At 45.3% G+C, this 23,284-nt stretch carries 25 protein-coding genes and 1 tRNA gene; 19 read left to right on the top strand and 7 right to left on the bottom strand.

Annotated elements, in window-relative coordinates; translation table 11 throughout:
• The first annotated feature begins 136 nt into the window (after positions 1-136).
• A complete protein-coding gene (yfbV, locus tag EMM73_RS00635) occupies positions 137-580 on the top strand; it encodes a terminus macrodomain insulation protein YfbV (RefSeq protein ID WP_127684522.1) in 444 nt (147 codons plus the stop codon).
• A 156-nt stretch (positions 581-736) separates the two neighbouring features.
• Here yfbV and EMM73_RS00630 read toward each other — a convergent pair whose 3' ends face one another.
• Positions 737-1,360, bottom strand: a complete 624-nt coding sequence (locus EMM73_RS00630) for an energy-coupling factor ABC transporter permease (protein ID WP_127684521.1) — start codon at positions 1,358-1,360, stop codon at positions 737-739.
• On the bottom strand, positions 1,361-2,173 hold the full coding sequence (gene xthA, locus EMM73_RS00625; RefSeq protein ID WP_127684520.1) for an exodeoxyribonuclease III: 813 nt from the start codon (positions 2,171-2,173) through the stop codon (positions 1,361-1,363).
• A 138-nt stretch (positions 2,174-2,311) separates the two neighbouring features.
• Between xthA and EMM73_RS00620 the strand changes: the two genes are divergently transcribed.
• Positions 2,312-3,004, top strand: coding sequence for a M48 family metallopeptidase (locus EMM73_RS00620; RefSeq protein ID WP_186435081.1), 693 nt, complete (start codon positions 2,312-2,314; stop codon positions 3,002-3,004).
• 291 nt (positions 3,005-3,295) lie between these two features.
• Complete coding sequence (deoC, locus tag EMM73_RS00615) at positions 3,296-4,030, top strand: deoxyribose-phosphate aldolase (protein ID WP_127684518.1); 735 nt, start codon at positions 3,296-3,298, stop codon at positions 4,028-4,030.
• A 32-nt stretch (positions 4,031-4,062) separates the two neighbouring features.
• Here deoC and EMM73_RS00610 read toward each other — a convergent pair whose 3' ends face one another.
• Both EMM73_RS00610 and EMM73_RS00605 read right to left on the bottom strand, forming a co-directional pair.
• Positions 4,063-5,751 (bottom strand): tetratricopeptide repeat-containing response regulator, encoded by a 1,689-nt coding sequence (locus tag EMM73_RS00610; RefSeq protein ID WP_127684517.1) that lies wholly within the window; start codon positions 5,749-5,751, stop codon positions 4,063-4,065.
• Between the two features lie 102 nt (positions 5,752-5,853).
• Positions 5,854-5,938 (bottom strand) — tRNA-Tyr (locus EMM73_RS00605).
• Positions 5,939-6,049: 111 nt separating this feature from the next.
• Between EMM73_RS00605 and EMM73_RS00600 the strand changes: the two genes are divergently transcribed.
• Complete coding sequence (locus EMM73_RS00600; RefSeq protein WP_127684516.1) at positions 6,050-6,508, top strand: VC2046/SO_2500 family protein; 459 nt, start codon at positions 6,050-6,052, stop codon at positions 6,506-6,508.
• Positions 6,509-6,519: 11 nt separating this feature from the next.
• Here the strand turns inward: EMM73_RS00600 and EMM73_RS00595 are convergent, their stop codons facing one another.
• From EMM73_RS00595 to EMM73_RS00585, 3 genes are all read right to left on the bottom strand, one after another.
• Positions 6,520-7,029 carry a YchJ family protein gene (locus EMM73_RS00595; RefSeq protein ID WP_127684515.1) on the bottom strand — a complete coding sequence of 170 codons (510 nt, stop codon included), beginning with the start codon at positions 7,027-7,029 and terminating at the stop codon, positions 6,520-6,522.
• Positions 7,030-7,184: 155 nt separating this feature from the next.
• Complete coding sequence (locus EMM73_RS00590) at positions 7,185-7,658, bottom strand: SulA-like leucine-rich domain-containing protein (RefSeq protein ID WP_127684514.1); 474 nt, start codon at positions 7,656-7,658, stop codon at positions 7,185-7,187.
• A 125-nt stretch (positions 7,659-7,783) separates the two neighbouring features.
• Positions 7,784-8,299 (bottom strand): SEL1-like repeat protein, encoded by a 516-nt coding sequence (locus EMM73_RS00585; RefSeq protein WP_127684513.1) that lies wholly within the window; start codon positions 8,297-8,299, stop codon positions 7,784-7,786.
• A gap of 258 nt (positions 8,300-8,557) precedes the next feature.
• Between EMM73_RS00585 and EMM73_RS00580 the strand changes: the two genes are divergently transcribed.
• The 15 genes from EMM73_RS00580 to tnpC all read left to right on the top strand — a co-directional run bounded on the left by EMM73_RS00580 (position 8,558) and on the right by tnpC (position 23,034).
• On the top strand, positions 8,558-10,336 hold the full coding sequence (locus tag EMM73_RS00580; RefSeq protein WP_127684512.1) for a GGDEF domain-containing protein: 1,779 nt from the start codon (positions 8,558-8,560) through the stop codon (positions 10,334-10,336).
• A gap of 63 nt (positions 10,337-10,399) precedes the next feature.
• Positions 10,400-11,110 (top strand): DUF3581 family protein, encoded by a 711-nt coding sequence (locus tag EMM73_RS00575; RefSeq protein ID WP_127684511.1) that lies wholly within the window; start codon positions 10,400-10,402, stop codon positions 11,108-11,110.
• Between the two features lie 134 nt (positions 11,111-11,244).
• Positions 11,245-11,544, top strand: a complete 300-nt coding sequence (locus tag EMM73_RS00570) for a YciI family protein (RefSeq protein ID WP_127684510.1) — start codon at positions 11,245-11,247, stop codon at positions 11,542-11,544.
• Between the two features lie 543 nt (positions 11,545-12,087).
• Positions 12,088-14,412 (top strand): TonB-dependent receptor, encoded by a 2,325-nt coding sequence (locus tag EMM73_RS00565; protein WP_127684509.1) that lies wholly within the window; start codon positions 12,088-12,090, stop codon positions 14,410-14,412.
• A 110-nt stretch (positions 14,413-14,522) separates the two neighbouring features.
• Positions 14,523-15,890 (top strand): alpha/beta hydrolase family protein, encoded by a 1,368-nt coding sequence (locus EMM73_RS00560; protein ID WP_127684508.1) that lies wholly within the window; start codon positions 14,523-14,525, stop codon positions 15,888-15,890.
• Between the two features lie 216 nt (positions 15,891-16,106).
• Positions 16,107-16,640 (top strand): lipocalin family protein, encoded by a 534-nt coding sequence (locus tag EMM73_RS00555; RefSeq protein ID WP_186435080.1) that lies wholly within the window; start codon positions 16,107-16,109, stop codon positions 16,638-16,640.
• 355 nt (positions 16,641-16,995) lie between these two features.
• Complete coding sequence (locus tag EMM73_RS00550; protein ID WP_127684507.1) at positions 16,996-17,463, top strand: hypothetical protein; 468 nt, start codon at positions 16,996-16,998, stop codon at positions 17,461-17,463.
• Between the two features lie 84 nt (positions 17,464-17,547).
• Positions 17,548-17,928 carry a hypothetical protein gene (locus EMM73_RS00545; protein WP_127684506.1) on the top strand — a complete coding sequence of 127 codons (381 nt, stop codon included), beginning with the start codon at positions 17,548-17,550 and terminating at the stop codon, positions 17,926-17,928.
• A 107-nt stretch (positions 17,929-18,035) separates the two neighbouring features.
• A complete protein-coding gene (locus EMM73_RS00540; protein ID WP_127684505.1) occupies positions 18,036-18,479 on the top strand; it encodes a VOC family protein in 444 nt (147 codons plus the stop codon).
• 462 nt (positions 18,480-18,941) lie between these two features.
• On the top strand, positions 18,942-19,247 hold the full coding sequence (locus EMM73_RS00535; RefSeq protein WP_127684504.1) for a hypothetical protein: 306 nt from the start codon (positions 18,942-18,944) through the stop codon (positions 19,245-19,247).
• Positions 19,248-19,588: 341 nt separating this feature from the next.
• Positions 19,589-19,930 (top strand): hypothetical protein, encoded by a 342-nt coding sequence (locus EMM73_RS00525; RefSeq protein ID WP_127684503.1) that lies wholly within the window; start codon positions 19,589-19,591, stop codon positions 19,928-19,930.
• Between the two features lie 134 nt (positions 19,931-20,064).
• Positions 20,065-20,355 (top strand): hypothetical protein, encoded by a 291-nt coding sequence (locus tag EMM73_RS00520; protein ID WP_127684502.1) that lies wholly within the window; start codon positions 20,065-20,067, stop codon positions 20,353-20,355.
• A 362-nt stretch (positions 20,356-20,717) separates the two neighbouring features.
• Positions 20,718-21,011: an IS66 family insertion sequence element accessory protein TnpA gene (gene tnpA / locus EMM73_RS00515; protein ID WP_261373291.1), complete on the top strand. Its 294-nt coding sequence runs from the start codon at positions 20,718-20,720 to the stop codon at positions 21,009-21,011.
• Positions 21,011-21,367 carry an IS66 family insertion sequence element accessory protein TnpB gene (gene tnpB / locus EMM73_RS00510; protein WP_261373298.1) on the top strand — a complete coding sequence of 119 codons (357 nt, stop codon included), beginning with the start codon at positions 21,011-21,013 and terminating at the stop codon, positions 21,365-21,367. The genes tnpA and tnpB overlap by 1 nt, the downstream gene beginning before the upstream one ends.
• 92 nt (positions 21,368-21,459) lie before the next feature.
• Complete coding sequence (tnpC, locus tag EMM73_RS00505) at positions 21,460-23,034, top strand: IS66 family transposase (protein WP_127684500.1); 1,575 nt, start codon at positions 21,460-21,462, stop codon at positions 23,032-23,034.
• The last annotated feature ends 250 nt before the right edge of the window (positions 23,035-23,284 follow it).

The following is a 23,284-nucleotide window of genomic DNA, read 5'->3' as shown; positions in this document are numbered from 1 at the left end:
GCTCACAGGTGACTTAGAGTTAACGCAAATGTCTGCTTTAGTTTTCGCCAAGGCTGGACCATAGTAAAAACTAGGGTTAGACTCCGGATTAATGCCCTTGTTGTCAATACAGCCATCATCAAGAGGAGTGCCTGTGATGTCAGTTATGTTTTCGACACTCAAAGCCGGGATGCAGTACAGTCGTGACTGGCCTGTAGTTCCTCAACTAAATGCTGTTTTCCCGGAAAACAAAATTATTCGGATGACGGTGTTTGCACAAAAAACTCTGCCTGTGATCGCTGTGATTGGAGCCCTGGTGCAGTTCAATCAGCTTGGCACAAATCAGTTGCCGTTAATCCTGACGATGATGCTGTTTATTCTATCTCTGCCGTTGCAGGGCTGGTACTGGCTGGGAAAAAGAGCGCAGACGGAATTGCCCCCGAGCTTGAATAGCTGGTATGGTGAAATTAAACAAAAGATGCAGGCGCAAGGCCTACAGACTCAAAATCCTCAACACAAATTACGTTATTCGGATCTGGCGTTGCTGCTCAAACAGGCTTTTGGCCAACTGGATAAAACCTTTCTTCGCGATTGGCTATAACAGATCAGCTGGACCTGAAGCCTCTGCCTGATTGTCTGCGCGCTTGAGCCCGGTTGTATAATATGACCAAGCAACCAGGGCCCAGTATGGGCCTTCACAGCAACAACCTTGCTGACTACTGCTGTTTCCGCTGCATTTTGACGTGACTCGGCGCTGTTATTTTCCGGCTAAATAAATCCGCTGATAAAAAGTATAGACCCATTCTGGTTTGTAAATGACCAGTAGGGTCATTGCCATGCCATTAAGCAAGGCCTCAGGCAGAGCTGCAAGTGGAATGAAAATTAAGTAACTGTCGTAGAGCTGGTGCGCGCTGTATTGATCGGCTTGATACCAGGCTTGCAGCATCATAAAGACCACCATGCCCAGAGCGCTGTTTAAAAAGGCGCCTACAAATAAATAGATAAACAGGTGTCGTGGCAAATAGTGATAGCACAGCAGGTATACAGCGTAATTCAGCGCCATTACCAACCAACCACAGGCCAAAGTCCAGACCAAGGTCTGAATGTCTTGGGTATTCATAAGCCATTGCAGGGTGATGACCAGCACAAAAAAAAGGCAACTTAAGCGTAAGCCAAACAACAGCACCAGAGTAGTCAGTGCCAGAAAGTGGATCGATAACGCATCCAGCACAGCGGCATCAGTTTGCCATAACAGAGCAAGAGCGCAGACACTGGCCCCGGCAACAGGCCAGGGCACAGCTTTGTAAGGCAATTCGCGCCAGAAGTCGCGGCTGAATAATAAAGCTGCCAACAACAGCAGAAAAAATGCAGTCAGTAGCATTTAACTCAGATCGAAACTAGACCAGACAGGCGCATGATCAGAGGGGCGCTCAGAAGCGCGAATTTCATAATCTATGTCACTTTCTGTGCATAAGGCAGCTAGAGGTGGAGTTGCCATTACCACATCAATACGCAGACCTCTGTTGTCATCAAAACCTTTAGAGCGGTAATCAAACCAACTGTATTTTTCGGTTGCATCCGGATGCAAAGCACGGAAAGTATCAATTAATCCCCAGCCCTTTAAAGTGGCTAACATTTGACGTTCTTCCGGTAAAAATGAACATTTCCCTTCTTTTAACCAACGCTTGGCGTTCGCAGCGCCAATACCTATATCCAGGTCTTCCGGAGAAATATTAATGTCACCAATGACAGCAACATAATCATCAGGACTGTGATGGCTGACTAAATAGTGCTGTAAATCGGCATAAAACTTTTGCTTAGCCGGGAACTTAGTTTCATGACTGCGGTTTTCACCTTGCGGGAAATAGCCATTTAATAAGGTCAGAGTTTTACCATTGTCGAGCGAAAAGGTGCCTATGAGCATTCGACGCTGAGCATCGGCAGCATCTGTTGGAAAACCATAAAGCATTGTCAAAGCAGGTTTTTTACTCAGAATAGCTACGCCGTAATGACCTTTCTGGCCAAAATAATACAAGTGATAGCCAAATTTCTGCATTTCTTCGAGCGGAAATTCATCATCATGCACTTTAATTTCCTGCAAGCCGACAAAATCAGGAGAATGTTTGGCCAGTAAGGCTTCGATTTGATGAGGTCTGGCACGTAAGCCATTTATATTAAAAGAAATAATTTTCATAACTATGCTTTGATCCAGATAAGAGTAATAGCCTTTGGCCCTTATACTAGCATTTTGTCTGCCCTGAGGTGAACCGCAGACTTGCTCAGTCTGTTGACAAACTTTAAGCTATGGCTTTGCTTTGATGAGTCTGATGTTGTGAGTTCTGAATTACCTGTTTACCACTTAAAGTTTTCCAATCGAAGACGCAGTATTCAGCTGAAAATTCAGTCGGGTCAGCTGTGGGTATCTGCGCCCGCAGGTTGCGATGTGCAATTGATCCAGCAATTGATCCAGCAAAAACAAGATTGGATTGACAAACACCTTAATCAACAGCAACAGCTCTCAACTCCAGGTTGGTTAGCACAGCGGCAAATTCCTTTATTCGAGGATAAATTGCAACTGAAAATAGTACAGGACACAGTCAACCAGTTTAGTCTGGACGGCGATTGTTTATGGTTGCAGTTATCAAATCGAAACAAAAAACAAAGTCAGGATAAATGGATAGAAAAGCTGGTCAGCGACTTTTACCTGCAGCATGGGCAGCTATGGTTTGAGCAGCAGGTGCGCTACCAGCAACAGCGGATGTTGCTTACCAGCCGCGCAGTGAGGGTCTGTAATTTCAAGTCCAAGTGGGGCAGCTGCGATTCATCTGGTGTGCTGAGTTTTAATTGGCGCCTGCTAATGGCTCCAGCCTGGGTCGCTCAGTATGTTGTGGTCCATGAGCTTGCTCATCTTGCTCATATGAATCACAGTAAAAGCTTTTGGGCTTTAGTCAGTCAGTTTAATCAGGACGCTGCCAAAGCACGGCTCTGGTTGAAACAAAATCAACACTGGATGCGGTTGTCATGACTGAAAAGATAAAAAGAAAGCCGACCTAAGGTCGGCAAAGTTTACATCTTGGGAGAATAGTAAGGATGATTCACTTAGTCAGACTCAGGCTGTTGCAAAAGATTCCATTTTTCTTTTTATTTTTTTGATCTGCGTACTTTTCTTCGTACTTAGTTGGATTTAAAGCGCAACAGGAGCTTTTCAGCAGGTAGTGTTTTCTGTTTTAATTCGCGGCAACCTCACTTACACAGTGAAATCAATCAACAGCAAATTGGCCGCAAGAGCCGGTATTCTCTTTCTCAGGACTACAATATGACGAACCCTCTGCGTATACAGCAGCTGATGAAGCTGGTGGATTTAACCCGTTTAACGGATCAGGACGATGCTGATGCAATGCAGCTGTGGCTGGACAAGGACTTAGCTGGAGCTGCAGTTTTGCCCGCTGCTGTCTGTGTGTATCCGGCGTATCTGGCGCAAGTCAAAAGCTTTTTACAGCAAGGTCAATATGCCGTAAAGCTGGCTACAGTAGTGAATTTCCCCACTGGCACTCTGCCGCTGGCAGAGGTGTTGGAGCAAATCCAACATGCCAGAGCTTCAGGTGCTGATGAAATTGACTGTGTTTTGCCCTATCAGGCCCTGTTATCTGGTCAGACAGAGCAAGTGCGGCAGTTTTTAGCTGCAGTTCGACAAGCTTCTGCAGGGCTTAGTTTGAAAGTTATTATTGAGTCGGGTGAGTTAGTGACCTGTCAGCAAATCAGTAAAGCGACAGAGCTGGTGGTGGAGTCGGGCGCCGATTTTGTTAAGACATCCACTGGCAAGGTCAAGGTTGGTGTGACTGAAGAAGCAGCACGCATTATGTTGGCGGTGATCGCCGCTTCAGATCGCCCAGTAGGTTTTAAAGCCTCAGGTGGGGTGCGTTCAGTCGAGTTTGCACTCAGGTTGGTAGGCTTATTTGAGGAATTAACAGGTAACCTGGCCACACCTGATGCTATGCGCTTAGGCGCCAGTGCTTTATTAAATGATTTAAGCCAACAGCTGGATTATTAACGCCTTTTTGTGTCGAGCCGCTGAAAGCACTGTTAGCGGCTATAACGTTTTTCTTCTCTAAGTTTATTAAACTGCTGCAACAACTCTTGATGACGAATGCGATGATGTTCAGGCAATGGCATATTGTCCACAATTCTGAATGTCTTGCGGCACTTTTCCGCCAACTCCAGTGGTTTTTTACGTTTAGGTTCCGCCATCATTTGGATGGCGGTTTGGATATAGTTCAAGGCACTGCCTGTGTTCATAGGAGCGACTTCCAAGGCTTGCTCAAAACGGATCAAAGCTTGTTCATAATTGCTTTCTTTGTAGAACTGAATACCTTGTTTGTTTAATTCATTAAAGCTAGCCTGGCGGCTCAATGAGCGGCTTTGTTGTTCACTAAAAAGCTTTTCCAATATAGGGTCGATGGCACCTGTCAGGCTTTGGAGCTTTTGCGTCAGGCTGGATGCTTGTTCGAATTCACCAATTTGGTTTAACAACAAAACGGCATCAGCAGCACAGTGCGGTAGAGCAGGTATTTCATCCGGGTTATCCGGATCGATCTCTGTCTCAAGTTGGGCGTCAATGCGGCTAGAAACAGTAGCAAAGGTTTTTTTTGCCAGATATTGCTGGCCGCTTAAGGACTCTAAACGGGCCTGACACAAGGTTTCAAACAAGTCGAAGTCAAAATCACGGATCACAGTATCTTCACGTTTTGCTCTGTGAATCGCCATCAATGCTTCTTGCTGGTACTTGTTACGCTGGTTCAGCTCTTCAGAACGTGAAGCAGCATCTATCACAGTCCTTATGTAGTTCAACAGATGCACCACTTCCTGACGTGCAGATCGTCTGGTGATCTCGTAAATCTGCTTACTGGCTTGAACTAAACTGGCTAAATCATCCATAGCTCTTGCAATGTCCATCAGCAAGTTTTGCCGGCTGACAGAAAAAGGTGAAATGACAATGGCCTGAGTGACCACCTCCATCGCCTCTTCCATTAAGCCCTGAGCCACCAGAGTGCGCGCTTTCTGATCATAAGCTTCTGCAAAATATCTATTGGTATCAATAGCCTCATTACAAAGCTCCAGGCTTTCTTCAAGACGTTCTTGCTCGTAACACAGACGTGCCTGAAGCAATAAAGCCCAGTTTGTGCGGCTGAAAGACAGTGTTTCCGAAAGCAAGGCTTCAGCTTGCTGAAATTGTTTTAGTTTTAAATGAGTTTCTGCCTGAATACGGCCACACAAGGAGTGATAACGACTAGCCCGTTCACGTTCTTGTTTACAGGCCTCGATCACGAGCTCAGGCTGCTCATCAAACAAAGCCTTGTAGATAGGGGCAAGTTGTTTTTTCTTATTCTGAATTTTAACCAAACGGGTACGTAGTACACTTTGTGAAAAAGGCTTAATGATGTAATCGTCTGGTTCAGCTTCGACAGCACCGACCACCATGGGCAACTGATTTTCCCCAGTGACTATCATATAAACAGACGATGGGTGTAACAGTTTCTTCTCGCGCAAATCTTCCAGCAACTGACGACCATTTTTACCTGAACCCAGGTTGTAATCAACAAATAACACATCGTAAGAGCCATGCATGCATTTCCATAAGGCCTGCTCACCTGTCATAACAAAGGCGATATTGGTTGCACCCATGGAGTACAGTATGCCTTTGAGCAGTAACTGGAAGGGACGTTGGTCATCAACAATAAGAACTCGAAGGTTTTCGAGAGTTTTGTACGACATGCAGCAAACCTATCGATTAAATTATCGCAAGTCTTGATAATATGTCTGATTTTAGCAAGAAAAATTTAGAAGCTTAAACAGAGCTGAAACGCGAGAAGGAAATGGTGGAGGGGGAAGGATTCGAACCTTCGAAGGCAGTGCCGGCAGATTTACAGTCTGATCCCTTTGGCCACTCGGGAACCCCTCCACAAGTGTGGTGCGCATCTTATCAAAAAACATTTTTATGTAAAGGAAATTACTTAACTTTTTTGTCTGACTGCCGATAAAGCAAACAATTGAGCGTTTTTGTGCAGATTATATGCTGATAAATGAGTGGCAAACCGGTGTAAGGTTAAATGAAGCAATACAGCAGCACAGGCAAAGTGACTTTTCACTTTGGCTGGCATTTTTATCGCCTGCGGTAGATGAGTTTGCTCAGTTTTACACACCAGATACACAAAGTGCCAGATTTCAACCAGACTTGTACCAACAGTTGGGTATACAGCAGGCCAGGCCTTTTAATTTCCTGCCTGAGGACGAGCTGTATCTAAAACAGCAGGCCATCGCCTTGCAGCAAGGAGGCGCTGCCTCCTTGCGATTAATGCACTGTTTGCAAGGTGCACCTTTGGTTATGGAAGACAATAAATATAAGCTGCAGGATGAGGTGAAATCGGCTTTAAGTCTTCATACAAAACGCCATGTGCTGCAGCAAAAACCAGACATGGTGCAGGCCGATCCTACCGCTTTGTACGAGATTTTAAATCAACTGCATGTCTGAACATCAGCCTTCTACACCTGATGTTGGCATTTCTTAAATTTAATACCGCTGCCACAAGGGCAAATGTCGTTGCGGGAGAGTCGCACTGCTGGATGCTCAGTGAGCACACCGCTGCGATACATCCAGTGGCCTTGCTCCATTTCAAAATCTGATACTTCGTCCAGCTTTTCTAATCTATCGCCCACCAGATAAGAGGCAACAAAATGAACTTGGTTGCTTTGTGGCTGTGGCTTTTTTTGTGAGGAGTCAGAAAGAATTTTTAAACCAACAAAATGCACTGCTCTGGCAAAGTCGGCAATCTCTGTTTCAGTATGTGCAGCCCTGACGCTGGAATGGTAAGTCTCCATGATATAACGATAACATTGCGGATTCTTATGATGATGACAATAGGCACTGTATCGTGAGCGCATTAATTCTTCTGGGCTTTGTGCTTTGGCTTGACCAGAGATCAGCGGCTCACAACAGGCGGAAAAAATCTGGCCTGAACCGCAGTAACATGGAAATAGTAATACTGCTGACACTTAGTTTTCTCACTGTATTTCTATAGCCTGAACAAAAGATTTCAGTGCAGCCTTGCTCAACTCTATAGAGTAATTACTTTTATCAGAGCCTAGTGTAAGCAATATAGTATCCGCAGCCAAGCAGGCCAGACTTAGCCACAAGCTTTAATGCTGATTTAGTGATGAGCTGGCTGTGTTTGTTTGGCGCTCTGAGACTCTGTTTTTTTGCTACTGCTCATCTGATAAAAGCAGGTTTGGTATTGCTCAGCCAACTGTTGATAATGCTGCAAAGAGCTTTCGCTGAACTGATCCTGCCATACCACAACTGCGCTGCAAGTACTGCTGCTTAGCGCATCGCACAAGACGGTATCAATATTGCTGATTTGTTTTTGCTGGATCATCAGTACTTTGGACATATCTAGATCAAAACCACTGAAAGTTGATTTATCCGGTAATTGCGTAGGTGCTAATAGCAGCACCCAGCCGCTTTGTTGTTGATGTTGCTGAATAATAAACAGCAGCTCAGGCAGAGCCAATTGACCTGCAGTCACCTGCAACCTCTGATAGAAAGCTGTTTGACCTATTAGATGCTGTGACTGATTTGGCTTCAGTGAAGAGTAGGTCTGAACTGCTTTATTTATATTCAACATCGCTATGCTCCAGTACTGTTTGTATTTACAGTGTATGGATATACAGTAGTTTTCTGCTGTTTAAAAAGCAAGCTCTTTTTGCAATGTTTTTGGCTGTTTTCTCTTCGTTTTATAAAGAAGAAATGTTACTTGTTGTTTTGCAATATAATTTTTTCAAAGCGTTCTGCGGCTAATTGCTGAGCTTGTTGTTGGTCCAGCTTTGTTAAGTGTTTACACAGGACGGTACAAGCTTGTTCAGCTGTACTGTCCTGTTGCAGTGCTGCCAGAATAAACCAGCTATAAGCAAAGACAGCTGACTTGGGTACTCCAGCTCCTTTCAAGTAACAGTGGCCTAGTTGCACCTGAGATTGCAGATGACCGCTGTAAGCTGCTCGACAATACAAGCTGGCAGCCTGGTGCTGGTCTTGTTGTGCCGCCAATGCGACAGCCTGCTGAAAAAGTAACTCAGCGTCCTGCGGATCTGTTTCAACCTGCTGAACCGAAGCTGCATCCTTCTGCGGTAAATATGACAGCATACTGCCTGGTGATTGCAGCAATACCTGCAGTAATTGCTGATGTTCTTTTAATCTGACGTCCACTTCCGCCAGGGTTAAATCATCAATACCGGTAAATTCCGGTCGTACAAGCTGTGCTGTTGGCATAAATACAAAGTCCGATTCTGAAAAAGCGCGCTATTAGACCCAAGGCAATTGGTGGGGTCAAGTTTTTGAGTCGCTCTGTACTGTCTTCTGTCGGATTTCTGACAGTAAACAGGGTGACGCTATTTACTCAGTTGCATCGCATGCCAGAATTGAGCCAAACCTGGTCTTGGTCCCTTGTCGCAGAAATAGGGCATAGTCATATGGTTGTCACACAGCCTTCTTACACTTCGCCTATAAATCCAGGGTGAGCGTAGTCAGATGTGGACAGATGAAAGTTACAGGCAAGAATTGGTTAGTATTTTACAACAGCGCAAGTTGCATCCGCTGTTCCAGCCTGTACTGGATTTTAATACTGGCCGTATTCAGGGCTATGAAGCGCTGATCCGCGGTCCATCCGATAGTCCACTGCATTCACCTTTGGTGTTGTTCAAAGTGGCTCATCACTGCCAGTTATTGCCAGAGCTGGAAATGTTGTGTCGTGAATTGAGTATTGCTGCATTTTCAGCGGCCGCAGTGCAAGGTGACTTGTACTTAAACGTCAACCCACTGCTATTGCTGTCAAACGATCATCCTTCTGGGTTAACTTTGGCATTGTTAAAGCAATACCGATTAGACCCAAGTCGGGTTGTTATTGAACTGTCCGAGCAATATCAGGTGGATGACTCTTCAGTGCTGGTAAATGCAGTGCATCACTATCGGGAGCTGGGGTTTCGTATCGCAATTGACGACTTAGGCAGCGGTTTTTCCGGTTTAAAGCTTTGGTCTGAATTGAAACCTGACTTAATTAAAATTGATCGCTATTTTATCAGTCAGGTCCATGCAGACCCGACCAAAAAAGAATTTGTCCGCAGTATTATCGCCTTAGCAAAAAGTACAGGGTCGGCTGTGGTAGCCGAAGGCATAGAAACCCGTGAAGAGTTACTGCTCTGTCAGGAGTTGGGTGCTGACTTTGGTCAAGGTTACTTATTGGGACGCCCTCATGCGGTGATGAATTCGGTAGCTACTGGTTGTTATCAACTAAATCCTAATCAGGGTAGTGCTCTTCTGAATTCGACTGAGCAGGTTGGTGCATTACTCCTCAGTGTGCCAGCGGTAGAAAGTATGACAACAGTAGCTCAACTTTTTGATGTTTTTGTTAAAAACCCGCAGTGGTCAAGCCTGGCCGTGGTTGAAAAAGAGCAACCCGTGGGTATTATCCAAAAGTCTGTGTTATTTGAGTTGTTCTCCAGTCCTTATGGCCGCGCTTTGTATGAAAAGAAAACAGTGAAAGCTTTGATGGATCAAGATGCGGTAATAGTGGACGAGCATTGCAGTCTGGATCAGCTTAGTCAGCAAGTGACGGATCAGGATGAAGAGGGGAGTTGGTATTTTGTTGTTACCCGCAACCAGAAGTATTTAGGATTGGGGTCAGTCAGGGCTTTATTAAAACGAATTACTGAAAGTAAATTACAGAATGCGCGCTACGCTAATCCCCTGACCTTATTACCGGGAAACGTACCTATTTACCGGGAAATTGACGGTTTACTACAACGAAGAAAAAGTTTCCATATTGCTTATTTTGATTTAAATGACTTTAAACCTTATAACGATACATACGGTTATAGCAAAGGTGATTTAGTCATCCAACTGGTCGCTGAGCTGCTTACCAGCATAGCCGGGGCGAACGGACACTTTGTTGGTCATGTCGGGGGCGATGATTTTGTGGTGATCTTCACCAGTGACAAATGGCAGGCCTTATGTCAGCAAGTATTGAATGAATTTGCCGAGCGGGTGTTGTTTTATTACGAAAGATCCCATCTGCAGGCTGGGGGGATCAGCAGCCAGAATCGTAGCGGTGAGCAAGTGTTTTATCCTTTACTCAGCCTGGCTGTTGGAGTAGTGTCACCAGATCCCAGGTTATGTGTTTGTCATCATGATGTAGCCGCTTTGGCGAGTGATGCCAAAACACAGGCGAAAAAGCCGCAGGGGAATTTTTTGTTTATCTCACGCCGACGTGGGCCTGGCCAGAATACGTTTATCAACGAAATGACTGGCTAGACCAATTCAGGTTGATAGCTGAGGTACACTGCACCACTTCGATAGTCGTCAGGACGGGGACCCATGTTTTTAAAGCAGTTTATTACCGAGCATAATCACGAAGTTAGTTTTAGTCGTCAGCAGGCCTGCCGTTTTGCCAAAGAGGTGGCTGCTGATTTTAATCCTATCCACGACGCCGACAGCAAAAGATTCTGTGTGCCGGGTGACTTGTTGTTTGCCCATATGGTCAGTAAACATGGCTTAGCGCAAAAGTTGCACTGCAGCTTCGCTGGTATGGTCAGCTCCGACGTACTGCTGCATTCAGAGCAGCAGGGTGATGAATGGCGCTTGTGTGATCAGCAAAACAAAAATTATTTAATTTTGCGCCAGCAAGGCGATGTTTATCATGAACTGGGCTACATAGAATCCTTAGTGAAAGATTATGTGCGTTTTTCTGGTCAAAACTTCCCGCATATTTTGCAGCCTTTAATGCAGCAGCACCAGGTGATGATCAATGCCCAGCGTCCGCTGGTGATTTACGAAAGTATGACACTTGAATTCGATCGATTCTCAGAAGCACCACCTGGATTACGTTTAGCCCACAACGATCTGACCGTCGAGGGAAAACGAGGTTTGGCTCGTTTAGGTTTTGAGTTGGTCGACAATGGCGAAGTCATTGGCCGTGGTGAAAAACGAATTATTTTAAGCAGCTTGCAGCCTTATGAAGAGACTGTGATGCAGCAAATGGTTGATTTTTATAACGAGCGTAAAACTCAATTTCAGTACGCTGTATAACAGGCTTTAGTCTCTGCGCATTGCCGCATTCGGCTTGGTTTGAGTAGCGGCTTCTGCTATGGTGCTGCGTCTGAATACACGACAACCGGGTGTAGTGTTCAATCACTGCCCGGCAGAATAAAGTGGAGAGACGGATGTATTACATGATTTGTTCGGAAGATGTGCCAAATAGTCTGGCATTGCGCAAGCAAGTGCGTGAACAGCATTTAGCCCGTTTGCTGGAGTTAAAAGCTCAGGAACGTTTATTGGTGGCTGGCCCTCTGCCTGCAGTGGATTTAGAAGATCCTGCAGAAGCAGGTTTTACCGGCTCTTTAGTTGTAGCACAGTTTGAATCTTTAGAGCAGGCCAAAGCCTGGGCTGCTGCTGATCCCTACATAACGGCAGGTGTTTACGCCAACTCTGTAGTGAAGCCGTTCAAAAAGGTGTTGCCCTGAGCTTTGTCGGCTGCCAATCTCTGTTCATTATCCCCGGCTTGTTCGGGGACTCTGTTTAGTTTTGCTGTTTTTTAACCTTCGAACTCAGATTGACAAGGCTGCACCAGGCCGTTCAAATCATTCCCTTGCTGTTGCCTCCGCCTGATTTTTGTGTGTTGGGGTCGCTGCTTTGTTCTCAGCAGAGCGGTTAAGCTACTCAAAATGGCGTCTGAAATTTTACAGTCTTGCCTTCGCTTCGTTCTTTTTCCCTGCAGATATCCAGGCTCTTTCTAGCCAAATCAATCATTTCGTGCGGGTATCTGTCAATAAAAGTCAGCTCTGTTTTTAGATCCGTGACTCTGTTTAGAGCAAAATTAAAGTGCAAGGTTAAGCCAGTCTTATCGCTGTCTGGCAAAGTTTAACCGGCAGGCGGCTACTGATAGTTATACTTTATGCAACAGATAGAGCAGAACCGTCATTAAATTGTAAGCAAAAAGTAGTTCCAGTGTCATTTAGAGCCATTACTTTAATCCGCTGTTAAACTCACCCAGATGGATTTTAGTCATGACGTATTCCACAAAAAAACAATTTAAAAAGAAGATGTTAAGCTCACTGATCGTGGCCAGTTTTGCGAGTGGCGCCTTCGCAGCCATGGCAGAAGAAGGCGATGAAGCTGCAATAGAACGTATCACTGTAACCACTCAAAAACGGGTGCAGGCTATCCAGGATGTGCCAGTGACTGTCACGGCTTTTACCGGTGAAATGCTGGAGCAACTGGGTATTGCTGATTTGGATGTATTGTCCGAAATTACCCCGGGTTTAGTGATCCAGGAACAAAGTCCAAACAATCCGGGTTTTGTTATTCGCGGTATCACCTCTGACAGTGGTTCAGCGCAATCCTCCCCGCGGGTTTCTGTGTATTACAACGGCACTGACATTTCTCGCTCGCGCGGCTCTTACTTTGAACTCTTTGATATTGAGCGTGTTGAAGTAGTGAAAGGGCCTCAGGCAACATTATTTGGCACAGCGGCCTCTGTCGGCGCTTTAAGTGTCACCACCCGTAAGCCACAAGAAGAGTTTGAAGCAGCTGTTACCCTGGGCTCAGGAAATTTCGCTGCAAAAAATATGAATGGTTATGTCACAGGCGGCGAGCAAAAAGTGCAAGGGCGTCTGGCTTTTACTTACAAAGAGCGCGATGGCTATGTAGAAAATATCGCGCAAAACCAGCCGGACCTGCATGGTATTGAGCGCACAGGGATCCGACCTTCGCTGCGTCTTACTCCCAATGATGATTTAACGGTCGATTTGGTTTACAACTACGAAAAAAATAACGATACAGGCACTGCGTTTAAGAGTCGTCGCTTTGCGCCTACAGGCGGTGATACCAGTCCTTATAGCTTTGTTGAAGCAACGGGTAGTCCTGTAGCTGATAAGGTCTTTGGTAAATCTGATCTGGGTGTAGAGCGTACCGTGAAAGATTTGAATCTGACCGTTAACTGGGATCTCAGTGAGCAGTGGCGGTTAACCAGCATCAGTGCCAAGCGTAGCTTCGATTCACTGGAGGTTTTTGATGCAGATGGCACCCAGGCCTGGTTTTTAGAATTTGCTGAAGATGCTGTGGGCGAACAATTCAGTCAGGAATTACGCTTTAACTATAACGGTGACAAACTCAATAGTTTTTTTGGTATTAGTTACTTTGACGAAGACGGCTCGCAATTAGTGCCTTTTAGTACAGAAGAATCCGTGTTCCTGAACTGCATCGGACGTTTAGCGGCTTTTAACCAGCCTTGCATTAACCCCAATGGCACAGTAAACATTTTGACGCCGCTACTGACAGAAGGTAAAGCACAATTATTACCTTATCAGGGCAGTTTTCAGAACTTTGGCGAGAACCAAGCCTTTTCTGTGTTCGCCGACATGAGTTATGCCGTTACGGATGAGCTGGAGCTGACTGCTGGTTTACGTTACGTTGATGAAGACAAAACCAGCCGTTACGCTTCAAATTTTGCCAATTCTGTATTGGCAAAAGCACCGCTGTTGCCTGTAGTGTCAACCAGTGGTCAAATTTTTAGCGCCGAAGGTAATTTTGACGCCTGGTTACCGCGTTTTAACGCGCTATATCGTATGAACGAGCAATTTAACCTTTATGCCACAGTTTCAAAGGGCCGTCGTTCAGAGTTGATGGACGTAGGTTCTGCCAATAGCCCAGCTGGAGTAGTGCCGCGAGTGACAGAAGTTCCTGCCGAAACGATTTGGAACTATGAAGCTGGTATTAAAGGCAGCACTGCAAACAACGAGGTGCGTTATGCAGTCTCAATGTTTTACCAGGATTATCAGAATTTCCAGGTCAGCTTGCGCGATGATGCCGGTGCTACTTATACGGCTAATGCCGGTAAAGCCAAGAATATAGGCATAGAAGCTGAACTGAACACCACACTTACGCCTGATTTAGAATGGTTTGCCAACCTGGGCTGGATTGACGCCAAAATTGACGATGACAGCAGCAACGGCAACTTGGCGGGCAACAGATTCCGCCTGCAACCGGAATATACTGCAGGTACAGGCCTGCTACATTCCTACGAGTTGAGCGGCGAATATCTGTTAAACAGCTCGTTGTTGTACAGTTTCCGCAGCGATATTTTCTTTGAAGAGGCCAATGTACCTGTGGCAGGTTTTGATATTACTCAGGGTGCTGTACAGCTCACCAGCTTGCGTTTTGGCCTGGAAAATACTCAACAACACTGGTCTGTCACTTTGTATTCCAGCAACTTATTTGATAAGGAATATCTGGTCGATGCGGGTAATACAGGCGGGGCTTTCGGTTATCCGAGCTTTGTGCCGGCTGCACCAGCCTTTTTTGGTATTGAGTTTACCAAACGTTTTATGTAACAGAGCTTTATAAAAAGCTGCGGTGGGAGAGGCTCGGAATACAGGGCTTTTCTTATCGCAGCTTTCGTTATTTTCTGTTCAGACTATGTCGCTTTTTTAAGGAGCCATTGATGCGCCTCTTTACCCTGTCTTTTTTAGCTTTGTCCATAACAAACAGTCTATTTTCTGCTTTTGCCACTGCGAATACCGCGGCTGCAACAGCCGCAGAGCAGCTGTATCAGCCACGCCCTGTGGAAATGCAACCGCAACTTGCTGTTACAGGAACACAGCAAGTGGGTGTGACTAGTTTACGTATCACCAACCCTGCGCAATTAAACCTGCTGACCCAGCAAAAACAAGACCGTGAAATGCTGCTGGAACTCTGGTACCCGGCAGAAAAAACTTTGCCAACTGGTGCAGCAGCGCAGCCAGCGACTTATGACAATGTGACCAAAAGCCATCAGCCTTTCAGTATTCAGGCCAAGGCCCTGCGTGATGCTAAAGCCAAAACTGATCAGAAATACCCGCTGGTGGTGTTGTCTCATGGTTATGTGGGCTACAGAACTTTGATGTTTTATCTGGCCGAGCATTTAGCTTCCCACGGCTATGTGGTGGCTGCTATTGATCACCCACAATCGACTAATGCCGAAGTGGATGCCATCAAAGCGCCTTATGCCGGTTTTCCAGCTACTTTGTATCATCGCTCGCGCGATCAGCAGTTTGTATTGTCCTACTTTCGCGAGCATCCAAAGGCGCTAGAAGGCGTGATCAACACTGATGTAGCTGCTGTAATTGGTTACTCAATGGGCGGTTATGGCGCTATTAATACAGTAGGGGGCTGTTTTAACTTTACCGAGCAAAGTGTTCAGGCCTTTACCGGCAGTAAAGACCAGGCCACTAACGCGGCTTTAAAGCAATTGCTAAATAGCTGTGCTGGTGGGCAATACCCAAAAACAGCGACAGAGTTAAAAGTAGACTCAGCCTGGAAAGCGGCTATCGCCATAGCGCCTTGGGGAGGTCAGCATAAGTTGTTTTCAGCCGATGCGCTGGCAGCTATCAAAGTACCAATGCTGTACTTTGCTGGAGATCAGGATGATGTGTCGGGTTATGAAGGTATGCAGTGGCTGTATAGCCAAACTGGCCGCCAAGCCAGCAGCAGTAACAGCAACAGCAAATACATGCTGACCTATCACAACGCCCGTCACAATATTGCCCCTCATCCGGCACCTGCTGTAGCACGGCAAAACAAACTGGACTTTGGTCATTACCATGAACCCAGTTGGTCGGCGCAAAGCATCAACGACATCAATAAACATTTTGCCTTGGCGATGCTGGACTGTCATGTTAAAGCCATTAGCAAACAATGTGAGTACTTGAAATTAGCAGCAACTCCGACTGATGCCGCAGCTAAAGCAACAGAAAACAGCAGCGGTTGGTTAGGTTTTCCTGCACGTTATGACACTGGCTTGTCCTGGCAATATCAGTTGCAAGCCAAGTAAAAAATGCGTCAAAGGCCAGTACCACCTTAGCTCTGTGGTACTGGCGCGCAACGCCGCAATCTGACAGAGCTGCACTGCTATTTTGTTTAATAACTGCTGTAAGTGAGTTCAGCCCTGGTGATCCGGGCTAAATCTATTGAAGTAAAGTGACAGAAGCGTTAGCTTTGAACTGAGCTCAGTGCATTAAGGCGCAGGCTGTAAATAGGTGGAAGCATAGTGAAAAGATTTGTGGTAGCAATAGCGCTATTTATTCTAAGCGGCTGTTTGGGCATGCCTGAAATGGTAAAACCAGTATCAGGTTTTGAGCTGAATAATTACCTGGGTAAATGGTACGAAGTGGCTCGATTGGACCATTCATTTGAACGGGGTTTAAGCCAGGTTACCGCAGAATACAGCCTGCGGCAAGACGGTGGTGTTGCTGTGATCAACAGGGGGTATTCGGAGGCAGAGCAAAAATGGAAGGAAGCGGAAGGCAAAGCCTACTTTGTCAATGATGTGACAGAGGGGTATTTAAAAGTATCGTTTTTTGGTCCATTTTATGGCTCTTATGTTGTCTTTGAGCTGGACAAAGACAATTATAGCTACGCTTTCGTTTCAGGCCCTGATACAGATTATCTGTGGTTGCTGTCGCGCACGCCCTCTGTTGCGCCTGAAGTCATGGATAAGTTTATCCAGATGTCAAAACAGCGCGGTTTTGATACGAATCAACTTATTTACGTACAGCATCCCAAAGTCGAGGACAAAAGCTAAGCGTTCTGCCTGGCTCAAGGGGATCAAGTCAGCTGAGGCTGTTAAATGAGTGGATGAATACACAGTGTTATTTGTTTTCACTATAAAAAAACAGGCTCGCTTTGGTCAAATGAACAGGCGCATTTAGTTGTTGCTGTAGAAGGAAAATCTTCTAATTTAGCCACTTAGAACGGACCAACTTAAAAATAACAGGTCAGACAAAAGTAATAATGTGCCAGCACGCTTTTTATCACAGCTTGCATTGACTGATTGGAATGAGTTGTATTTTATCAATAAACTGAGTTTTATTGCTGATCTGGTACAACCAGTGAAAGCGTGTCTGCACAATATACAAATGTTAGTTTTCTAGGAAGCTATGAAGTTAATCCCATACGAAAAATTCCAAATTGATTCAGGCTTATCTGCTGCTGAGGTATTGCAACGGATTAAACAGTGCACCGGAGAAAGGAAGCTTTTTAGTTTCCGATCTTCTCATGAATTTAGTGGTCATATTAACGAACGAGAGTTTGAGATTACGAAAAATATTTCATATCGGAATTCATTTCTTCCAGTAATTCAAGGAAAAGTTGAGCAAACTAGCACTGGTGCGCGTGTAACAATCTCAATGCGTCTGCACTTGGCGGTAATATGCTTTATGTTTATTTGGTTTTCGGGAGTAAGCATTGGTTGTATCGCAGTCCTTGCACACCTCGACAGGTTTTCAATGCCGATGTTAATACCATTTGGAATGCTAATTTTCGGTGTAGCATTAGTGTCAGGCGGATTTTGGTTCGAAGCCTCTAAACAAAAAATAAGGCTTATAGAATTATTATCAAAAAACTAACAAGGCAAGTCAGCATCGCACCTCTGGTGCTGGACTCGCTAACGCTCGCCGCTGCTTGCGGCGTTAGCATGACGAAAGGTTCTTATGCATTATCCCTTCGAAGATGAGCAATATAGACAACCTGATTTTGTTGTTGAATATGAAATTGATCTTTGCGATGAAATGAAAAATGCCAAACCTCATCAGGGTATGCGGACAGACTTTTTGTACGATGGTGATGACCCTCAGTTAGACGGCGTTTATATGATTTGGCCTGAGTTACTCGACGAGAATGGCCAAGTTATCGAAGATAAAATTCCTGGAAGCGCACTACATCAAGCTAGAGCGAATATGTGGATTCTTTCTGAGGAAATGCGTGAGTTTCATCGTAAACGCATAAAAATTGGCACGAAAGGATATTGGGTTCGAGGCCCATTTAAAGTAGCAAATGTAACTGTAATCAAGCTCGGTGCATTGTCATGCTGACAAGTTACTTAATGTCGTTCCGGCTACAAACAACGCGGCCTCGACGTAATTGCCTGCGCTGCGCTGGGGCAGCCCATTAGTAATACGTTATGTGCCTGGAGGCATCTATGCGCAACAAGTTTAGTTATTTTGCTTTTGTACTATTTGTTTTATCTGCATTATTTCAATCAACAGCACAAGGCAAGGAAAAGCACATGTCAGGGCCAGCGCAAAACGGTGTTCTTATCTACTCTCGTGATTTGAGCAACTTATCAGAGTTTTATGAAAAACTTTTCGGGATGCGAGTTGTTCGCAAGACCAATGATTTTATTAGCTTGGAAGCTAATGGTTTCAATTTAATCATTCATGTTCCACCATTCGAGATGCCGACTATAGTATTCAGCCCTATTAAGCTTTTCCTTACGGTAGATAATATGGCCATGTCGAGAGAAGAAGCTGTTAAATTAGGTGGCCAAGCATTCGAGGGGGAGTGGAGTAATCCAATATTTAAAGTGTCAAACATCGCTGATCGTGATGGTAACCATATTCAACTCCGCCAATTCAGTAAGTAAAGGCCGATTAAATTAGGATAATGATTAATGCACATAACAATACGCAGCACTAGTTCCCTACGGTCGCTGGTATTTGGGTATTTAGGGGCTGGGTTCAATATTGTTTAGCGGTTGTTAAGTCGATGAATATAAATAGGATCACTCCCCAGACAGAAAAATGCCGAGCAGTCGTGATAAATGCAGATTGTGGCGCTACGACGAATGGGCAAACTCAAATTTTCGTTGAAAAACTGGATGGAAGTAAAAAACAGGTAATGTTATTCGGCTTGATAGGCACCCTCAGGATCTCGATTTTGCTAGTTCCTGGCTGAAGAAATATGAGCTGTTAATCTCTGATTTTGTGAGAGTATATTTTAAAGTTAAAAGCGACTAACAATCGCAATCAAAACGCCGCTTCGTGGCTTGACTCGTAATAAGTTACTCGCCTGTGTAGCGGGCGCTATAACCTTTCTAAGGACATTCATGTTTGGCACTACACTTAAGCATAAAGTTTTTTCTGCAATCTTGCTTTGTTTGGCTATAGCTACTTTAGCAAACACAGTGTTTGAAATTTATGAGCAAAGTTCAGACACAATTGATGTTATAAAAGATTTTGGTTTGTTTTTGGTTCTGGTATCAATGGCTTTATTTCCTGAGTATTTTTCCTCTAAGGCATCAAAGGCATTTCAATCAGACGGAAAAAGCAAGATAGAAAAAATCTCCGAGCAGCTTCTTACGAGTGGTTTTTTCTTGTTTGGAATCGCTGTTGTTATAGACATCGCGCTATAACAAAGGCCAGCACAAAAAGGCTTAGGCGCTCAGCGCGCAAAAAGTTGCTGGGGTTTGTGGCGGGTGTTAGCACTATTGCAGGGATTTAATATGCTCTCCAAGAAATTGGTTAACTACGGTGCTCTCACTCAGTTTATTTTGTATGGTCTGGTATTTTTGTCTTTCTCCTGAATCAAAACACGATACCAGATCACTATGTTAATTTTTTGCTGAGTTTTCTGGGGTTGAATTTTGTTGGGCTAACGACAGCAAAAAGTGCTGATTGTGACCACTAGCTTGAAAAACGCCGCCGATGCGCGGTTTATCAGGCTTAATTCGCGTTGTATTTATAGGGATATTCGATGAAACATATAGTCTTTGCCTTTTTTATTACTATTGTTGCTGGTTGCGCCAGCACAAAAAGCGAGTATGTATTTGATGGTTCTACAGTTGAATCAACGAAGCAGGGGGTTTTAGCAGTCAGCAAGCGCTTAAAGCCTGCACAGCGATTGGAGTTTTTAATGGCTTTAATGGCCATACAGTTTTCAGATGTGACCAGTGTTTATGACATATTAGGTGACCCGACTATGACTGACGAAATAAACTATTTCATTATTGGTAAAAAAATTGACGGTTTAAATTACTACGAGGTTTTAGAGTTGGCAAAATCCTCACCGACAAAAGTCAGTGTGTCTTCAAAATAAAGAGAACAAAGCGCAAGGCTTGCTGCCTTCTGCAGCCGCGGTGTCAACGTCTAAGACGTTTGCCCCTGTGTTTTGCGACTGTGTCGGGGCTGCCTGCACTGGGTATCAGTTATGTGTTTTAAGGAGTAGAGAAAGTGGATAACAGCATAGGTGTATTGATTAGTTTTTTCTTAGTAGCTGGCATAGGTATTTACACCCAACTAAACACTTATCGTAAAAAAATTCGCTTTCTGGAAGTCAAAGTAGATGCTTTGATCAAGCTCACTGGTATTGAGTTTGATGACAACAGCCTGGTTCCGCTTGAAGTTAACAAGGCTATCAAGTCTGGTCAGAGGTTAAAAGCTATCAGGTTATATCGAAAAATTACAGGTGCAGCTTTAAAAGATGCATCAGAAGTCGTAGATGCTTTGCTTAAAAACAGCTAACAGGCGTATTCAGCTTCTGCAAGCCTCCGCTGCCAGCTCCTTCAAATGTATGGTAAGCTGATGTTGAGTTAGTCGCTCGAATATTTTGGCCAGTTGCTTAATCCTTTTAATTTAGCCCGATCAATAAATGGCTTATCTTTTTTAAGAAACAGATACTGAAATATCTATAGCTGGCCGCCCCTCGCCAAAACAATAGAGCAGTCCTGATCCCGGTTCAGCCTCTTTTTCCATATGCCTCCAAAATCAACGGCTTGTTTCGCCAGGACTTCTTTGATTGATCGTAAGCGTAACACGAACCCCACATTCCAGTTTTAGCTAATCCACCATACCCTGTTTGTATCATTCACCAAGCAGGGTTTCTTATGATCCGCAGAACCTCCGAACAATGGCTGGCGCTGTTTGACCAGTGCAAAGCCAGCGGTTTAACCCAGACCGAATTTGCAAAACAACAGAGTATCGATCCAAGTTATTTCAGCCTTCGCAAGCGGCAGCTGCTCGCCTGGCAACAGGATGACAATGATGGCTTTGTTGAGCTGACGCCGCACGGCATGGTGTTTTGCCAACCGATGCTGCTAAAAAAGCGGGATATTGAACTGCATCTGCCTGCTTGCACCGATGCCGTATGGCTCGCCACCTTGCTCAGGGCGATGTCGTGATGAAGATGTTTATCGATGCGCCAAAAATCTATCTGCATAAACAGCCTGTCGATTTTAGAAAATCCATCAATGGTTTGTCCTTGTTGGTTGAGCAGGAAATGCAGCTGTCGCCTTTTAGCGGCGCACTCTTTGTCTTCTGTAACCAACAGCGTTCGCGCTTAAAAGTGCTGTACTGGGACCAGACCGGCTTTTGCCTGTGGTACAAACGGTTGGAAAAAGATAAATTCCGCTGGCCACGCCTGATGTCGGGGAAGGTACTCTCTATCAGCGAACAACAGTGGCACTGGCTACTACAAGGCATTGATATCCAAAAGTTAACGCCGCATCAGCCCCTGAGTTACCAGAGCGCGGGCTGATATGCAGATCAGCTATAAATCCTTCGGATCGCAGCTGAAACAATCTAAATCAGGACAAGCACTTAGCCAAACGGGCCGTTACAATAACGGCCATGAAAAAGATACCTTCTGAATTGCCGGACGATGTTGAACTGCTCAAGAACATGCTGCTTGAGCAGTCGCAGCTTCTTGCTAAACATGAGCAACAGCTCACTAAAAAAGACAAACGCATCGTCAAACTAGAGACGCTCAATCAAAAGCTGACGGAGCGCATTCAGCGCTTTGAAGAAGTCCTGAACCTGGCGCAGCACAAGCGGTTTAGCCCAAGCAGTGAAAGCTATGAAGGTGATGGTCAGGTTTTTAACGAAGCGGAACAAGTCGCTGAAATTGAAGCACTACAGCCATCTGAAACACAAACGCTAGCCGACGAAACGACATATAAACAGCCTGCCAAAGTGCGTCGCCCACGCATTGCACCAGAGCTGCCACGTATTGAAGTGCTGCACGATATCGACAAGAAAACCTGCACCTGCTGCGGAAATGAATTGCACCGGATGGGTGAGGAAGTCAGCGAGCAGATTGAGTTTATCCCTGCTGAAATCCGCGTGATAAAGCATGTACGCCCAAAATACAGTTGCCGCACCTGTGAGAGGGAAAGCACTGAAGTTGCGATACACATTGCCGATGTCCCTGACACCCTCTTCCCCAAAAGTATGGCGACCCCCAGCTTAGTGGCCCAAATCATCAGCGCCAAAATGCACTATGGTCTGCCGCTGTACCGGCAGGAAAAAATGTTTAACGAGGCAGGTATTGAACTGAGCCGCCAGACCATGAGCCGCTGGTTGATTAGCTGCGCCGACAAACTGGAGCCGTTGTTAGCCCTGATGAAAACGGAACTGTTAAAGCAATCCGTCCTGTGGGCCGATGAGACCACATTAGATGTGTTGGAGGTTGATAAAAGCACTTGCTACATGTGGGTGTACGGCTGTGGCGTAGAAGGCTCAGCCGGTGCAAAACTGGTGCTGTTCGATTACCAGGATGGCCGCAGCGGTCAGCATGCCGCGCAGTTCCTTGAAGGTTACAATGGCTATCTGCAAGTCGATGGCTATGCCGGTTATGAACAAACCTCTGCCACCTTAGCAGGTTGTTGGGCACATGCGCGTCGTAAGTTTATTGAAGCGCAGCAGGCACAAGGCAAAGGTAAAACCGGCAAAGCCGACTGGGCCATCAACCAAATCCAGAAGTTATATGCGCTGGAAAGCAAACTGAAAACACAATCGTTCGAGGTAAAACAGCAGCAACGTCAACAGCTTGCCGCACCGCTCCTGAAACAACTCTGGGACTGGCTGGAAAAATCGAAAGACACCATCCCCAAAGAAAGCCTGGTGGGCAGAGCCATCAGCTACACGCAAAAGCAGTGGCCGAAGTTGATACGCTATCTGGACGATGGACAACTGAACATCGACAACAACAGAGCAGAGCGGGCAGTAAAGCCCTTCGTCATCGGTCGAAAAGCCTGGTTGTTTGCCAACACAAAAACCGGAGCCAAAGCCAGCGCTGCGCTATACAGTCTGGTCGAAACGGCCAAAATCAACGGATTAGAGCCTTATCACTATCTAACACAGCTGTTTGAGCAACTGCCAACAGCAAAAACGCCTGAAGCATTAGCTAAACTGCTGCCGTACTGAACGAAACAACAACCCTACCGCAAGGTGTGGTTGTTGTGACGCTTACGATTGATCCACAACACACTATATCTGAGAGCCCAGATTTTTTGGCCGCCTTAGAAAAAAGCGTGTTTTAGAGCCCCTGGTTTGCATGGCTAAAAGCTAGCATCAAGTGCTACCTTTTTAATATTCAGCCCTAAATCTATCCAAGCCACTAAATTCGAGAAAAACCCGATAGTCGAAGCTAACCCTCTGTGGCACAATCGCTTTT

The sequence above is a fragment of the Rheinheimera sediminis genome, from assembly GCF_004005375.1.
Classification (GTDB): domain Bacteria; phylum Pseudomonadota; class Gammaproteobacteria; order Enterobacterales; family Alteromonadaceae; genus Pararheinheimera.
Note: the sequence above shows the minus strand (reverse complement) of the source record. Positions and strands in the feature narration are given on the sequence as shown.

Coding starts and splice junctions, on each gene's coding strand:
- yfbV (WP_127684522.1), top strand. CDS start 137: ATGTCAGTTATGTTTTCGACACTCAAAGCCGGGATGCAGTACAGTCGT.
- EMM73_RS00630 (WP_127684521.1), bottom strand. CDS start 1,360: ATGCTACTGACTGCATTTTTTCTGCTGTTGTTGGCAGCTTTATTATTC.
- xthA (WP_127684520.1), bottom strand. CDS start 2,173: ATGAAAATTATTTCTTTTAATATAAATGGCTTACGTGCCAGACCTCAT.
- deoC (WP_127684518.1), top strand. CDS start 3,296: ATGACGAACCCTCTGCGTATACAGCAGCTGATGAAGCTGGTGGATTTA.
- EMM73_RS00610 (WP_127684517.1), bottom strand. CDS start 5,751: ATGTCGTACAAAACTCTCGAAAACCTTCGAGTTCTTATTGTTGATGAC.
- EMM73_RS00600 (WP_127684516.1), top strand. CDS start 6,050: ATGCTGATAAATGAGTGGCAAACCGGTGTAAGGTTAAATGAAGCAATA.
- EMM73_RS00590 (WP_127684514.1), bottom strand. CDS start 7,658: ATGTTGAATATAAATAAAGCAGTTCAGACCTACTCTTCACTGAAGCCA.
- EMM73_RS00585 (WP_127684513.1), bottom strand. CDS start 8,299: ATGCCAACAGCACAGCTTGTACGACCGGAATTTACCGGTATTGATGAT.
- EMM73_RS00580 (WP_127684512.1), top strand. CDS start 8,558: ATGTGGACAGATGAAAGTTACAGGCAAGAATTGGTTAGTATTTTACAA.
- EMM73_RS00575 (WP_127684511.1), top strand. CDS start 10,400: ATGTTTTTAAAGCAGTTTATTACCGAGCATAATCACGAAGTTAGTTTT.
- EMM73_RS00570 (WP_127684510.1), top strand. CDS start 11,245: ATGTATTACATGATTTGTTCGGAAGATGTGCCAAATAGTCTGGCATTG.
- EMM73_RS00565 (WP_127684509.1), top strand. CDS start 12,088: ATGACGTATTCCACAAAAAAACAATTTAAAAAGAAGATGTTAAGCTCA.
- EMM73_RS00560 (WP_127684508.1), top strand. CDS start 14,523: ATGCGCCTCTTTACCCTGTCTTTTTTAGCTTTGTCCATAACAAACAGT.
- EMM73_RS00550 (WP_127684507.1), top strand. CDS start 16,996: ATGAAGTTAATCCCATACGAAAAATTCCAAATTGATTCAGGCTTATCT.
- EMM73_RS00545 (WP_127684506.1), top strand. CDS start 17,548: ATGCATTATCCCTTCGAAGATGAGCAATATAGACAACCTGATTTTGTT.
- EMM73_RS00540 (WP_127684505.1), top strand. CDS start 18,036: ATGCGCAACAAGTTTAGTTATTTTGCTTTTGTACTATTTGTTTTATCT.
- EMM73_RS00535 (WP_127684504.1), top strand. CDS start 18,942: ATGTTTGGCACTACACTTAAGCATAAAGTTTTTTCTGCAATCTTGCTT.
- EMM73_RS00525 (WP_127684503.1), top strand. CDS start 19,589: ATGAAACATATAGTCTTTGCCTTTTTTATTACTATTGTTGCTGGTTGC.
- tnpA (WP_261373291.1), top strand. CDS start 20,718: ATGATCCGCAGAACCTCCGAACAATGGCTGGCGCTGTTTGACCAGTGC.
- tnpB (WP_261373298.1), top strand. CDS start 21,011: ATGAAGATGTTTATCGATGCGCCAAAAATCTATCTGCATAAACAGCCT.
- tnpC (WP_127684500.1), top strand. CDS start 21,460: ATGAAAAAGATACCTTCTGAATTGCCGGACGATGTTGAACTGCTCAAG.